Below are 13,051 nucleotides of genomic sequence, written 5' to 3'. Positions count from 1 at the left end.
GCCCGTCGCTCCCGAAATGTTGCAAGACCCGCCTGCTAGCGAAGCCCGCGCGCGGCGTCAACGCGGTGCATCAGCGGGGCGCATCCACGACCGCACCGATGATCGGCCCCATCGGCAGCCCGATATCCGCCCGCCCCAGATCCGGCGCGTAAAGCCGCGAGATCTTGCCATCCAGATACAGCGCCTGCGGCGTGCCCAGCACATCGCGAAACAGCCGCCCGAATTCATGGAACGTCACCGGCCGGTCCGAGATCGCGAAAACCGCCCGCCCCTCCTGCGTGACGCCGACGCCGTTCCTCACGAAGCGCGAGTCGCTGTCGACCAGGAACCGCGGATGCAGCTTGCCCCCGATCACCAGCATCGGCCCCGATTGCGTGGCAAAGCGGCAGTCGGGCGGATCGGCCAGATAGGCGCGCGTCTCGATCACCTGCGCAACGCCATCGCTCAGGCAAAGGACACCGTTCGGCAGCATCCCGAAATTCCCCGGCCCCGCGCTGGCCACCGCGGGCGCAAGTTCCTCGCCATCCTCGACATACAGGCCCACGGGCGTCCGGTCGGGGTGATACATCCCCCCGTTCATCGCGAATCCCAGCGTCCTGCCCTCGGCCGCCAGCATCCGCTCGACCCGCACGAAACTGCCCAGCACCGCGCCATCCGGCCCCAGCCGGAACAGCCGCAACTCGGTCTCGGCCGGATCGACGGCGCAGACGACATAGCCGCGGCCTTCATGGGCGATGCGCTCGCAGAAGGCCTGCGCCACGCCCGGCAGCATCAGCGCCACAAGGATCGCGGCCGCCCTAAGCCTCATCGGGATCGGGGGTGGCGGTATCGCGGCGCACATCCTCCTGCGCCAGCAGCCGCCGCGTCTCGTCCATCCGGTCAAAGGTCTCGTCCAGCGCGAACCGGATCTCGGGGGCGAATTTCAGGTCCAGCTTGCGCGACACCATGCGCCGCAACTCGCCCCGGTTGCGCCGCAGCGCCGCCAGCGCCGCCTCGGCCCCGCGCCCGCCCAGGGGCAGCACGAAGGCGGTGGCGACCTTCAGATCGGGCGAGGTGCGCACCTCGCCCACCGTGATCGACATGGCGTTCAGTTCGGGATCATGCACGTCGCCGCGCGCCAGAACCTCGGACAGCGTGCGGCGGATCAGTTCGCCGACGCGAAGCTGCCGTTGCGAAGGGGCGGAGGAACGTGCCATGCGCCCGATCTAGGCGATGCGGGGCGCTTTGCCAAGCGGGCGCGAAGCGGCTAAACCGGCGCAAAGGCGCATGGAGGGCGAAATGGCGGACCTGCCGGGCATCGTGATCATGGGCGCATCGGGCCGGATGGGCCAGATGCTGATCCACACCGTTCTGCAAAGCGAGAAGGCCCGACTCGTCGGCTGCGTCGAGCGCTCCGGCCATCCCTGGATCGGCCGCGACATCGGCGAGGCGATGGGCGGCCCGCATCTGGGCCTTGCCGTCACCGACGACGCCATCGGCACGATCGCCCAGGCCCGGGCCGTGATCGACTTCACCACGCCCGAGGCGACGGTCGCCACCGCGACCCTGACCGCCCAGGCCCGCGCCGTGCATGTGATCGGCACCACCGGATTCGGCCCCGAGCATCTGCACAAGATCAAGGCCGCCGCCCGCCATGCCGTGATCGTGCGCGCCGGCAACATGAGCCTTGGCGTGAACCTGCTGGTGCAACTGACCCGCAAGGTCGCCGCCGCGCTGGATGCCGATTTCGACATCGAGGTGGTCGAGGCGCATCACCGCCACAAGGTCGATGCCCCCTCGGGCACCGCGCTCATGCTGGGCCAGGCCGCGGCCGAGGGGCGCGGCGTCGCGCTGTCCGAGGTCTCCGAACGCGGCCGCGACGGCATCACCGGCGAACGCGGCCGCGGCGCCATCGGCTTTTCCGCGATCCGGGGGGGCGATATCGTGGGCGAACATGACGTGATCTTCGCCGGGATGGGCGAACGGATCGTGCTGCGCCATGTCGCGACGGATCGCGCGGTCTTCGCCCGCGGCGCGCTGCGCGCCGCGCTGTGGGGGCAGGACCGCAAGCCCGGCGAATACGACATGCTGGACGTGCTGGGTCTCTAGACGGCGCGTCCCGGGGGCCGGACCCCCGTTGACAGCGGCGCGCCAAAGGGTCTTTCTGAACACACGTTCATTTCCAGAAGGCGGAACCCGGGGAGGGGGGAATGCTCGGCAGGAACAGCGACAGGCCCGGCCCGGCCGAACGGGGCCGCGCAGGGGGGCGGACATGCTGATCCGCGCCATCGACGGGCTGAACGAGTTCGTGGGCCGCACGGTCGCGGTGCTCGCGCTCGGCTTCGCCGCCGTCATCATCTACGACGTCTTCATGCGCTACGCGCTGAACAGCCCGACGCGCTGGGCCTTCGACGTCTCCAAGCAGATGTTCGGCTTCTACTTCATCCTGCTGGGCGGCTATGCGCTGCGCCATCAGAGCCATGTGCGCGTGGACCTGCTGACCGAACACATGCGCCCCGGCACACGGCGCTGGGTCGATATCGCGGGCTACCTGATCTTCTTCTTCCCCTTCGCCTGGATCTTCTTCCGCCGCAGCTGGGATTTCGCCGCCCGGTCCTGGGCGCAGGGCGAAACCACCTATGGCGCGGTGCAACTGCCGGTCTACCCGCTCAAGGCGGCGATGTGCGTGGCGGCGGGCCTGCTGCTGCTGCAAGGCATCTGCGAAGTGCTGAAACTGCTCCTCAACCGCACGGAATCGCCCCATGGGACCTGAGCTGATCGCCCTCCTGATGTTCGGCCTGCTGCTGCTGGGGCTCTTCATGGGGCACCCGCTGGCCTTCGTGCTGGGCGGCGCGGCCGTGATCGGGGCCTTTGCGGCGGGCAAGCCGATGGTGCTGGGGATCGTGGTCAACCGCGTCTTCGGCGACGTGCTGGACAATTACACGCTGATCGCCATTCCGCTGTTCATCCTGATGGCGCGATTCCTGTCGGATTCCGGCGTCACCGACAAGATGTTCGAGACATTGCGCCTGTTGCTGGCCGGGCTGCCGGGCGGGATGGCGCTGGCGGTGGTGTTCATCTCGATCCTGCTGGCGGCCACCACCGGCATCATCGGCGCCTCGATCACGGTGATGGGCTTCATGGCGCTGCGCCCGATGCTGCAATACGGCTACAGCCCGACCATGGCCTCGGGCCTGATCGCGGCCTCGGGCTGCCTGGGCATCCTGATCCCGCCCTCGATCATGCTGATCCTGATGGCCAGCTATTCGCCGCTGTCGGTGGGCGAGCTGTTCGCGGGCTCCATGATCCCCGGCGTGCTGCTGGGCCTGCTCTATGCGGCCTGGGTCATGCTGGTGGCCTTCCTGCGCCCCGACATGGCGCCGCCCGTGCCCGCCGACGACAAGATCTCCCGCGGCGCGCTGTTCCGCATGCTCCTGCTCGAAGCGGTGCCGCCCCTGCTGCTGATCCTCGGCATCCTCGGCTCGCTGCTGGCGGGCATCGCCACCGCGACCGAAGCCTCGGCCATCGGCGTGTTCCTGGCGCTGATGATCGTCGTGGCGCGGCGCAGATTCGCGCTCAAGACCTTCTACAGCGCGCTGATCGAGACCGCCCGCACCTCGGCGATGATCCTGTTCATCGTCATCGGCGCCACCGCCTTTACCGGGGTCTTCAACATCACCGGCGGGCTGCGCGCCACGCAGGAGATCATCCGCGCCCTGGAAATGGAACCCTGGATGCTGATGACGATGCTGCTCTTCATCGTCTTCCTGCTGGGCGCCTTCCTTGACTGGACCGGGATCGTGCTTCTGTCCTTCCCGATCTTTCTGCCCATCGTGCAGGAGCTGAACATCGACCTTCTGTGGTTCGTGGTGCTGATGGCTGTGGTGCTCCAGACCTCGTTCCTGACGCCGCCCTTCGGCTATGCGCTGTTCTATCTCAGGGCGATCGCCCCCCCCAGCGTCAGGACCGCACAGATCATCGTGGGGGTGCTGCCCTTCATCGGGCTGATCCTGCTGATGTGCCTGGCCGTGGCGATGTTCCCGCAACTGGTGACCTGGCTGCCCGGGCAGTTCTACGGACGCTGAGACGACCAAAACCGGAGGAGAAAGACCATGAAGACCAAGACCACCCTGTTCACGGGCGCCGCCCTTGCGGCAAGCCTGTCGGTGCCTGCCATGGCCCAGGAGACCTGGACCATGACCACCACCTGGCCCTCGTCGCTGGAACTGATCGAAATCGACCGCCATTTCGCGGATCTCGCCAACAAGCTGACCGCGGGCGAGCTGACCATCGACTTCTACGAGGGGGGCTCGCTGGTGCCTGCGGGCGAGGTGTTCGGCGCGGTCGAAAGCAACACGATCCAGGCCGGCGGCGACTGGCCGGGCTACTGGGCCGGGCGCGATGCCGCCTTCTCGCCGCTGGCCACCACCGCCAGCCTGTTCAACGCGGTGGACTATGTGAACTGGATCCTCGAATGGGGCGGCGCGGCGCTTTATGACGAGATCTACGGCAATTACGGCATGGTCTACCTGCCCTATGGCGTCACCAACAACGAATCGGGCTTCCGCACCAATTCGCCGATCCGCACGCTCGAAGACCTTCAGGGCAAGCGGCTGCGGCTCTCGGGCCTCGAACAGGGCAGGATCCTCGAACGGCTCGGCGGCAGCCAGGTGTCCATGGCGGGCGGCGAGATCTACCAGGCCCTCGAACGCGGCGTGATCGACGGCGCGGAATTCTCCACCCCGAATGTGGACTGGTCGGGCGGCTTCCAGCAGGTGACGAAATACTGGGCCACGCCCGGCTGGCACCAGTCGGCCTCGGTCTTCGGGGTGATGATCAACAAGTCCGCCTGGGACGCCCTCGCCCCCGAGACGCAGGAAAAGCTGCGCGTGGCGGCCAATGCGACGCTGTTGTGGTCGCTTGCCTTCACCGAACGCCGCGCGACCGAAGCCTATGCCCAGTTCGACGAGGCGGTAGAGATCACCCGCTATGACGACGAGACGCTGGCCCGCGTGCAGGAAATCGCCAACGAGGTGATCGTCGAAACCGCCTGCGCCAACCCGAACTCGGCCAGGGTCTATCTCAGCCAGCTCGAATACCTGGCCGATTATGCCCAATGGCGCGACGCTTCCGCGCCCTTCAACCTCGGCCGCACGCCGAACGGCCCGGATATCGAGGCGATTCGCGCCTGCGCCAACTGACCGAACCCACTCGCGAAACGGGGGTCCGCAGCGATGCGGGCCCCTTTTTCGTGCAGTCGCGCCCGGATCGCGCGCCGGACCTGCCCTTGGGTCAACAAATTCGTAGGCCGCCACGGCCCCAAGCGGTTAACGTCTTCGTGAACGCCCGACAGGTCACACCCATGGACGCGTCCTGGATCCTCAGCCGCCCCTATACCGCGCTGGTCGCTCCCGCCCCGGCGCCCGACGACCCCGCACCCGCCATGGCGCTGGCCGAGTTCGTCTCGGGGCTGGAAGGGATGCGCGCCGACAGTTCCGATCCGCTGGTCTCCTGGCGCCAGGGCCTGTCGCTTGCCTTTGCCGATCTCGGCCCGCTGGGCGAGGCGGTGGCCCGCGCCACCACCCTTGGCGCCGCGCTGCGCTGTCTGGCGCAGGGCTTTCCCGCGCTGCAATCCGGCACACGCGCCCGGTTCGAGGTCGAGGGCGACATCGCCCGCTTCACCTATCGCGTGCTCGATTGCCGGATCTGGCCGCGCCGGGCCGATTCCGAACTGACGCTTGGTTTCGTCGCCCGCATCGCCGGGCATTTCGGCGCGCCCCCCACCGCCCTCAGCGACATCGCCTTCGAACACGCGCCCTGCGCACGCACCGCCCCCCTTGCCGCCGCCCTGCGCCGCCCGCCCCGCATGGCTGCGCCCGAAAACGCCATCGCCTTCCCGGTCCGTATGCTCGACCGCCGCGCCCCCGCCCCCGAGGGCTCCTTCCCCGAGGCGGTGCGCATGCTCGACCGCACCATCGCCGAGCATCGCCGCTCCGAACGGCTGTCCTCGCGGGTGCGCTTCGCCATCTTCGACCGGATCGGCCATGCGCCTGTCGATCAGGACGCCATCGCCCGCCATCTCGGCCTGTCGCGCCGCTCCCTGCGCCGCCATCTCGATGCCGAGGGCACCAGCTTTGCCGACCTTCTTGCCGAATGTCGCCGCGCCTGCGGCCACGCCATGCTGACCCGCACCGCGCTGCCGCTCAGCGAGATCGCGCTCGCGCTGGGCTATTCCGACCAGACCGCGTTCTCGCGCGCGTTTTCCCGCTGGTTCGGCGAATCGCCGCGCGAATTGCGCCGCTCGGGCGGGCGCGAGGAAAGCGTGATCCGCTGATCGAACGGCCCCGCGCGCGCCGGTCCCGCATGGGCGATGAAGACCCGCGTCCGGTCCGCGTAATGCGCCTCCAGCGCGTCCAGAATCCGCCGGGCAGAGGCCGCATCGACCTCCGACAGGCTTTCATCCAGGATCAGCACCCGGAACGGCAGCAACAGCGCGCGGGCCAGCGCGATCCGCTGCCGCTCGCCGCCCGACAGGTTGGCCCCCGTCTCGGTCAGCATCAGGTCCAGCCCCGCCCCCTGCGCCCGCACCCAATCGGCCAGGTCGGCCTGTTCCAGCACCTGCCACAGCCGGGCATCCGATGCCCCCGGATCGGCCAGCCGCAGGTTGTCGCCCAGGCTCATCGCCAGCAGCGTCCCGCGCTGCGGCACCAGCGCCACGGCCCGGCGCAGCGCCACGGGGTCAAGCCCCCGCACATCCACCCCGTCCAGCCTGACGCAGGCCCCCGGCGCGGGGGCCGCCAGCCGCAGCGCCAGATGCATCAGGCTGGATTTCCCGGCCCCCGAGGCCCCGTCGATCAGCACCCGTGCCCCCGCCGGGATCGTCGCGCTGACCGGCGCGTGATCCGCCATCGCCGCCCGCGCCGCCTCGAAGCCCAGCACGGCCCCCGGCGGCAGCGGCCTGCCCGGCGCCTCGGTCGCCTCGGCATCCATCAGGTCCGCCAGACGCCCCGCCGACACCCGCGCCTGCGCCTGCGCGTGATACAGCCCCAGCAGGTTGCGCAGCGGCCCGGTCAGCATCCCGATATAGGCCAGGAACGCGATCAGCGCGCCGATCTGCCAGTCGCCCTGCACCACCCACAGCCCGCCGATCAGCAGCACCGACAGCCGCACCCCCGCCGCGATCACCTGCGGCACCGCGCCCACCAGTTCCAGCCAGCGCCGCTGGCGTTCCAGCGCCGCGATCTGGCTTGTCTGCAACGGGTCCAGCGCCTCGGCCCGCGCACCGCCCGCGCCCAGCGCGCGCAGCGTGGGCAGGCTCGACAGGCTTTCGATCACGAAGCTCGACACCGCGCCGCGCATCTCGCGCACATCCTCGGCCCGCGCGGTCGTGCGCCCGCGTGCCCAGGCCAGGAAGGCCAGCTCCAGCGGCGCCGCCAGGATCGGGATCAGCGCCAGCCGCCAGTCCAGCACCACCAGCATCACGCCCCCGCCCAGCAGCCGCAGGATCGAGCCGAAGGCCGCCAGCAGCCCGTCAAAGGCGAAACGCTGGATCTCGGCCGTGTCCCCGTCGATCCGCGCCGTCATCTCGCCCACGGGTTTCGGCGGCGCCAGCGGATCGCGCAACAGGCTGGCCCGCATCGCCTGCCCGCGCAGATCGGCCAGCATCCGCGCCGAGAACCGCAGATGCAGCAGCGCATTGACCACGCCCATCGCCAGCGCCGCCAACCCCACGCCGAACGCCGCCAGGGCCCAGGTCCAGACCGCCTGCGCATCGCGCGCCACCAGCCCCTCGTCGATGAACTGCTTGGTCAGCCACGGCGTCGCCAGCCCCAGCACCACCGCCAGCAGCGACACCGCCAGCACCAGCGCGATGCCGCCCGAGGCCCGCGCGATCACCGGCCCCAGCCAGCCCGCCGCGCCCGGCCCGAAGAAGACCCGCGCCGCCCCCCGGCCGAAGCGTGCCGCCGCGTTCATGCGCAGCCCCGGCGTTCTGGCCCGTGAAACCGCGCCGCGCCCGTCAGCGCGTCCCGCGCCGCCGCGCCATCGGCAAACCGTGCCCCCGCCGCGATCCGCGCCGCCAGATGTCCCGCAACCCGCGCCGCGGCAAGGCTCGCGCCGCCCTGTCCCGTCCCGCCCTGTTCGGGCGATCCGCACCAGGCCCCGATCACGCCGCCCGCCAGCGCCGAAAGCCCGTCCCAGTCGCAGCGCGCATCGCCCGTTGCCGCGATCACGCCGGGATAGGCCGCCGGATAGCATGGCCCCCCCCGGGCAGGCGCCGCCGCGACCACGATCCGCCCCGCCGCCACCGCCGCCAGCGCCGCACGGCGCAAGGGCACCCGGTCCGCGGCCAGCCCCAGGCTCAGGCAGATCACATCCACCGACAGCGCGTCCGCCTTCTGCCCCGCCAGCCAGTCCAGCGCACCGGCCACCTGAATCGCGGTCGTCACGGGGCGGTCCTGAAACACCTGCGCATGAACCATTCGCGCCTCGGGCAGCGCGCGCCGGATCACATCGGCCACCGCCGTTCCATGCCCCAGCAGGTCAGGCCGCGCCGCGACCCAGGTGCCATCGGGCAGGAACAGCCGCCCCCCCACCAGATCCCCGGCCGGGCCGCCGCTGTCGATCACGCCGACGATCGGGGGGCGGCCCGTCACCGCCTACTCGTCGCGCGTGAACAGCCGCACCGAGGCCAGCGACATCGAATAGCCATCCGGCAGGTCGATCTGGCCCTTCTTCTCCAGCGTCTCGGCATCATAGACCCCGATATTGCCCAGCGTGCCGCCGATATAGACGGTGCTGCCATCGCTCGAGACATTCACCGAGTAATAGCTGTGCGGCAGGTTCACCCGCTTGATCGGCGCCCGCGTCTCCAGATCGAAACTGGCCAACTGGTTGTAGACCCCGAAGATGCGCCGCTTCTCCGGATCGGCCGCGGTCGAGAAATAGAAGATGTCGGTCGCTTCCGCATCCTTCATCACCATCTCGCCGGTCTCCAGATCCAGCGTCAGAAGCCCGGTGCGATAGGCTTCGGGATCGGCCGGGTCGCCGCCCTCGCGGAAGGTGTAGAAGGGTGTGGTCACCATCCCCGCCACCTCGAATTGCGACCAGGCATCCAGAACGTCGGGCTGGACATATTCGCCCTTGCCCCAGCCATGGATCGGCAATTCATCCACCTTCTGCCCGGTCGCGCCGTCGAAGACATGCATCTCGCGGCCCATCCCGTAGATCCGGCTGCCATCCTTCGAATAGGCGATCACGGTGACCTGCCGCGGCGCCTCGGCCCGGGCCTTCAGCGCGCCCGTCGCCGCGTCATACAGCGACAGCCGCGTGGGCCGCACCTCGAAATGGTTCTTGAAAAGCCCCACGGGGCTTTCATAGACCGCCAGCGTCGTGCCATCGGGCGACAGGTCCATCCCGAACAGCGCCTTCACCCGCTCCTGCTCGGTGCCCAGGATCAGGCGCTGCACTTCCTCGCCGCTTTCCAGGTCGATCTCGACGATCTCCTCGTTCTGCGCGACGATCACGAAGGCGCGGCGCCCATCCGCGCTGACCACGGGCAGGCTGGGCAGCGGCGCGGCCATGTCGATGGTGATGACCTTGTCCACCGCCATCTCCTCGGTATCGACGATCACCAGCCGGTCGGGCCGGGTCGGCGCGATCAGGTAGTCGCGGGCCAGCGCGGGCGCGGCGGCAGCCAGCAGGGCAGGGGCCAGCAGGGCAGTCAGCGTCTTCATCCTCGTCACCCTTTCAGCCGGGGAAAGACCGATTGCAACTGGCGCCAGTCCGCTTCCGAGGCGGGCGCGTTCTCGGTCCAGTTCGGATAGGTGGTCATCGTGTCGGGCACCTGCGCGGGCCACCAGCAGGGATCGGCGCAGCCGTAAAGATCGGCCTCCATCGGCTGGCACAGGTTGGCGACACCGCCAAAGGCGTCGATCTCCCAGCCCGGATCGAACGAGGTGGTGCAGCCCACCAGCGCGTTCATGGCCAGCACTTCCTCGGCGCTGCCCTCTGCGGGCGCGGCGGCTTCGGCCTCAAGGGCCTCGTCCATCGCCTTGGCCCGGGCATTGGCGGGGGTCAGGTGTTTCATTGGGCTCTCCTCGGCTGAAGATGGCGACGGAAGAAATCGGGATTGGCCTGCATGATGCGGGTATAGGCGGCGATCCCGAAATCGACCCAGTCCCGCATCAGGTCGCAATAGTGATAGACCGGCGCGAACGGATCGCCCTGCCGCGCATAGGATTCGTGATAGCACCCGCCCGCGCAGATCGACCGGATCCGGCAGGTCCGGCAGCCATGGCCGCTGCGATCCTGCGCCCCCTCGATGAAGCCTGCCAGTCGCGGCACGTCGATGCCGGTCTCGACATTGCCATAGGTCGGCTGGTCCGACCCGACGAAGCGGTGGCACAGATGCAGATCGCCCGCCTTGTCGACCGCCAGCATTCCCAGCCCGGCCCCGCAGGGCACCGCCTTTTTCGTGCCCTGCGCGATGTCCGTCAGCAGCTGGTGCATGTTCGAGAAGCCGATATTCTCGCCCCGTATCGCGGCCTCGACATAGCGCCGCCCGAGCGTCTTCATGTCCTCGAACACCTGCCCCAGCGCAGCACCTTCCAGGTTGAAGACCGATACCGGGCCGGATGTCGCCGGGCCGAATCCCACCTCGGCAAAGCCCAGATCGCCGCGCAGATGGTCATGGATCGCCAGCACATCGGTCACCCCGCGCGTCAGCGTCACCCGCGCGCCCACGGGACGCGAGCGATACCGCCCCAGCAGCATCCGCACATTCCGCGCCACCGCGTCATAGGTGCCCCGCCCGCCCACGTTCCGCCGGTTCACGTCATGCAGCGCCTTGGGGCCGTCCATCGACACGGTCAGCCCGAAGCGATGCGCATCCAGCCAGTCCACCAGCGCCTCGGACAGTAGCGTGCCATTCGTGGTCAGCGAGAAATCGACCGTCTTGCCCAGCTCCGCCGCCCGCGCCTCGGCATGGTCGACCACCTGCCGGATCAGCGCGATATTGGTCAGCGGCTCGCCCCCGAAGAAGACGACATTGACCCGGTCCCGCGCCGATGCCTGCCGCAGCAGCAATTCGAACGCCGCCACCGCCGTCTGGAAAGTCATCTTCTCGCCCTTGGCGGGCGTCGTCAGATCCTCCTTGTAGCAATAGGTGCAGGCCAGGTTGCAGCCCGTATTGACGTTCAGAACGATCGTCGACAGCGGCACATCCTCGACCCTGGCGATCCGGATCGGCGCGGCAGGCGTGGCCGCATCGCGCAGGATGTCGAGGGCCACGAAACTGGCGACGCAATCGGCCAGCGCGCCGGGCGCATGCCGTCCGCCCAGTTCCGCCCGCAGCGCCGCGGCATCCGCTACGCCCGACCGCGCGAACAGGTCGAACACATCGCGCGCCACCGCGTCCATTTCATACAGCCCGGTCGAGGGCACATGCATCAGCATCGCGCGCCCGTCCACCTCGACCCGGTGGGCATTCTCGGGGATGAAGGCCAGCATTCCCATCGCGCTCACCTTATCGGCGGATCGACGAAACGCTGGACCGTGGCGTAAAGCTGCGCGCGCCCCTCCAGCACCTCGCCCGCCTGTTCAAGCCGGGCCACCACCCACAGATTGCCCGCATTGTTCGTCATCATCGGCCGTTCCGGGTTCGGCCCCGCATCGCCCGGCGTAAACCGGCCCGTGCCGTCGATCACACCGGCAAAGCGCGCATCCTCCATCGCCGCGGCCACCTCGTCGAAATTCTCGGTGCTCCAGTCGGCGGGGAAATGGCCCACCAGGATGTCGTCCTCGGTACCCGGCTCGCCATCGGGACCGTTCAGATAGCCCAGCACCTCGAACTGCGCGGGCACCTTGGCAATCGGCCCGTCATTGCCGCCCACGCGCGAGATCGTGACCTCGGGCACCACCGCGATCCGGTCCAGCCGGTCATACAGAACCAGCGGCGCGGCCAGATCCCCCAGCCCAAGCGTGACAGGCCCCACCGCCGCCTCCTCCCCGGCGGTCACGCGCAGCACGACCTGCGTTGCGCTTTCCGACACCAGTTCGGCACTGACGCCTTCGGGCAGCACCGGCGCGCCCGACAGCCCCACGCCGGTCAGCGTGACCTCGGCCGCCTCGCCCAGCCGCAGATGGCCGGGGCTGATGCCCAGGATACGCGGCGCGGCATCCTCGCGCGCGGCCAGCATCCGCGCCCCGATCACGTCGCTTTCGGCATCGAACCAGCGCCCCGACAGCGCCCCATCCGCGCCCAGCGCCATGACCTGCCGGATCTCGGTCTCGCCATCCGACAGCGTCGCGCGCCACTCGCCCGCGCCATAGACCAGCCCCTGCCCGTCGAAATGCGCGTGGCTGCCATCGGCAAAGCCCATATCCAGATGCACCTCGTAGCCCGCGCCCTCGGCCATCACATGCATCGTCCCGGCATAATCGCCCCGCCCCGGCATCCGCCCGGCCACACTCCAGGCCCCCGACAGATCGGCGGCCACGGGCGCCGGGGCGTCGCCCAGCCCGTAAGTCCCGGCCAGGAAATCCAGCACCTCGCTCATCGCAAGGCCCCACCAGTCGCGATCACGCGCCAGCGCCTGGTATTCCAGCGTCGGATACTGCCCCAGATGGAAATGGATCATATGCGCCCAATCCTCGCGCGTGCGCCGTTGCAGCGCGACCCGGGCAAAGGAATGGCAGCGCGCGCACATCTCGGCCAGATCCTGGGTCGGTGCCAGATCCACCGAAACGGGTTCCTGTTCCAGGATATAGCGCCAGCCCTCGGTCTCCGCGACCGACAGCCCGCGCGTGTCGGCCAGATGGCGCACCATCGCCGCGCGCTCCTCGCCCGACAGCCGGACCCCGTGATTGCGCATCATCCGCACCAGCGTCATGTCCCAGCCTTCGGGCGTGCGGCGGCCATCGTCGATTCGCGGCAGGCTGCCATCGGCGCGCGGCGCGTGACAGGTGGTGCAGACGCGGTCCAGGATCTCCTGCGGCTCCATCGCAAGGGCAGGCAGCGCCAGCGCCAGCGCGGCGCAGGTCGACCAAAGGGCGGGGGCTGTTCGGCTCATCG

Annotated in this window: 13 protein-coding genes; 5 read left to right on the top strand and 8 right to left on the bottom strand. The window is 69.3% G+C overall.

What is annotated here, in order from left to right; translation table 11 throughout:
* Window positions 1-70 precede the first annotated feature (70 nt).
* Together NHN26_RS00475 and rbfA are read right to left on the bottom strand one after the other, a co-directional pair.
* Window positions 71-808, bottom strand: coding sequence for a phosphodiester glycosidase family protein (locus NHN26_RS00475; RefSeq protein WP_253087571.1), 738 nt, complete (start codon window positions 806-808; stop codon window positions 71-73).
* Window positions 798-1,196 carry a 30S ribosome-binding factor RbfA gene (gene rbfA, locus NHN26_RS00470; RefSeq protein WP_253087570.1) on the bottom strand — a complete coding sequence of 133 codons (399 nt, stop codon included), beginning with the start codon at window positions 1,194-1,196 and terminating at the stop codon, window positions 798-800. The genes NHN26_RS00475 and rbfA overlap by 11 nt, the downstream gene beginning before the upstream one ends.
* 82 nt (window positions 1,197-1,278) lie before the next feature.
* Here rbfA and dapB point away from each other — a divergent pair, with 82 nt between their 5' ends.
* The 5 genes from dapB to qhpR all read left to right on the top strand — a co-directional run bounded on the left by dapB (window position 1,279) and on the right by qhpR (window position 6,313).
* Window positions 1,279-2,088 (top strand): 4-hydroxy-tetrahydrodipicolinate reductase, encoded by an 810-nt coding sequence (gene dapB, locus NHN26_RS00465; protein WP_253087569.1) that lies wholly within the window; start codon window positions 1,279-1,281, stop codon window positions 2,086-2,088.
* Window positions 2,089-2,251: 163 nt separating this feature from the next.
* Window positions 2,252-2,752: a TRAP transporter small permease subunit gene (locus tag NHN26_RS00460; protein WP_253087568.1), complete on the top strand. Its 501-nt coding sequence runs from the start codon at window positions 2,252-2,254 to the stop codon at window positions 2,750-2,752.
* Entirely contained in the window at window positions 2,742-4,064 is a 1,323-nt protein-coding gene (locus NHN26_RS00455; RefSeq protein WP_207894006.1) for a TRAP transporter large permease, read from the top strand. The genes NHN26_RS00460 and NHN26_RS00455 overlap by 11 nt, the downstream gene beginning before the upstream one ends.
* A gap of 27 nt (window positions 4,065-4,091) precedes the next feature.
* Window positions 4,092-5,180 (top strand): TRAP transporter substrate-binding protein DctP, encoded by a 1,089-nt coding sequence (gene dctP / locus NHN26_RS00450; protein WP_253087567.1) that lies wholly within the window; start codon window positions 4,092-4,094, stop codon window positions 5,178-5,180.
* Between the two features lie 161 nt (window positions 5,181-5,341).
* The gene (gene qhpR, locus NHN26_RS00445; RefSeq protein ID WP_253087566.1) at window positions 5,342-6,313 is read left to right on the top strand and encodes an AraC-like transcriptional regulator QhpR; all 972 of its coding nucleotides are present in this window, start codon (window positions 5,342-5,344) and stop codon (window positions 6,311-6,313) included.
* Here qhpR and NHN26_RS00440 read toward each other — a convergent pair.
* The 6 genes from NHN26_RS00440 to peaA are packed head-to-tail and all read right to left on the bottom strand — an operon-like array spanning window position 6,208 to window position 13,049.
* The gene (locus tag NHN26_RS00440) at window positions 6,208-7,953 is read right to left on the bottom strand and encodes an ABC transporter ATP-binding protein (RefSeq protein ID WP_290442738.1); all 1,746 of its coding nucleotides are present in this window, start codon (window positions 7,951-7,953) and stop codon (window positions 6,208-6,210) included. The genes qhpR and NHN26_RS00440 overlap by 106 nt on opposite strands.
* Window positions 7,950-8,633 carry a subtilisin-like serine protease QhpE gene (qhpE, locus tag NHN26_RS00435; RefSeq protein ID WP_253087565.1) on the bottom strand — a complete coding sequence of 228 codons (684 nt, stop codon included), beginning with the start codon at window positions 8,631-8,633 and terminating at the stop codon, window positions 7,950-7,952. Before qhpE ends, NHN26_RS00440 begins: the two co-directional genes overlap by 4 nt.
* A 3-nt stretch (window positions 8,634-8,636) precedes the next feature.
* On the bottom strand, window positions 8,637-9,713 hold the full coding sequence (peaD, locus tag NHN26_RS00430) for a quinohemoprotein amine dehydrogenase subunit beta (RefSeq protein ID WP_253087564.1): 1,077 nt from the start codon (window positions 9,711-9,713) through the stop codon (window positions 8,637-8,639).
* A gap of 5 nt (window positions 9,714-9,718) precedes the next feature.
* On the bottom strand, window positions 9,719-10,066 hold the full coding sequence (gene qhpC / locus NHN26_RS00425) for a quinohemoprotein amine dehydrogenase subunit gamma (RefSeq protein ID WP_132695822.1): 348 nt from the start codon (window positions 10,064-10,066) through the stop codon (window positions 9,719-9,721).
* A complete protein-coding gene (peaB, locus tag NHN26_RS00420) occupies window positions 10,063-11,493 on the bottom strand; it encodes a quinohemoprotein amine dehydrogenase maturation protein (protein WP_253087563.1) in 1,431 nt (476 codons plus the stop codon). Before peaB ends, qhpC begins: the two co-directional genes overlap by 4 nt.
* A 5-nt stretch (window positions 11,494-11,498) precedes the next feature.
* Complete coding sequence (gene peaA / locus NHN26_RS00415) at window positions 11,499-13,049, bottom strand: quinohemoprotein amine dehydrogenase subunit alpha (protein ID WP_253087562.1); 1,551 nt, start codon at window positions 13,047-13,049, stop codon at window positions 11,499-11,501.
* Between the last annotated feature and the right edge of the window lie 2 nt (window positions 13,050-13,051).

It is taken from the genome of Rhodovulum tesquicola (assembly GCF_024128855.1).
Lineage (GTDB): Bacteria > Pseudomonadota > Alphaproteobacteria > Rhodobacterales > Rhodobacteraceae > Rhodovulum > Rhodovulum tesquicola.
Note: the sequence above shows the minus strand (reverse complement) of the source record. Positions and strands in the feature narration are given on the sequence as shown.

Bases quoted from the DNA above. Each gene is read 5' to 3' on its own strand.
- qhpR (WP_253087566.1), top strand. From the start codon at position 5,342: ATGGACGCGTCCTGGATCCTCAGCCGCCCCTATACCGCGCTGGTCGCT.
- qhpC (WP_132695822.1), bottom strand. From the start codon at position 10,066: ATGAAACACCTGACCCCCGCCAATGCCCGGGCCAAGGCGATGGACGAG.
- NHN26_RS00475 (WP_253087571.1), bottom strand. From the start codon at position 808: ATGAGGCTTAGGGCGGCCGCGATCCTTGTGGCGCTGATGCTGCCGGGC.
- peaB (WP_253087563.1), bottom strand. From the start codon at position 11,493: ATGGGAATGCTGGCCTTCATCCCCGAGAATGCCCACCGGGTCGAGGTG.
- NHN26_RS00440 (WP_290442738.1), bottom strand. From the start codon at position 7,953: ATGAACGCGGCGGCACGCTTCGGCCGGGGGGCGGCGCGGGTCTTCTTC.
- peaD (WP_253087564.1), bottom strand. From the start codon at position 9,713: ATGAAGACGCTGACTGCCCTGCTGGCCCCTGCCCTGCTGGCTGCCGCC.
- NHN26_RS00455 (WP_207894006.1), top strand. From the start codon at position 2,742: ATGGGACCTGAGCTGATCGCCCTCCTGATGTTCGGCCTGCTGCTGCTG.
- rbfA (WP_253087570.1), bottom strand. From the start codon at position 1,196: ATGGCACGTTCCTCCGCCCCTTCGCAACGGCAGCTTCGCGTCGGCGAA.
- dapB (WP_253087569.1), top strand. From the start codon at position 1,279: ATGGCGGACCTGCCGGGCATCGTGATCATGGGCGCATCGGGCCGGATG.
- dctP (WP_253087567.1), top strand. From the start codon at position 4,092: ATGAAGACCAAGACCACCCTGTTCACGGGCGCCGCCCTTGCGGCAAGC.
- NHN26_RS00460 (WP_253087568.1), top strand. From the start codon at position 2,252: ATGCTGATCCGCGCCATCGACGGGCTGAACGAGTTCGTGGGCCGCACG.
- peaA (WP_253087562.1), bottom strand. From the start codon at position 13,049: ATGAGCCGAACAGCCCCCGCCCTTTGGTCGACCTGCGCCGCGCTGGCG.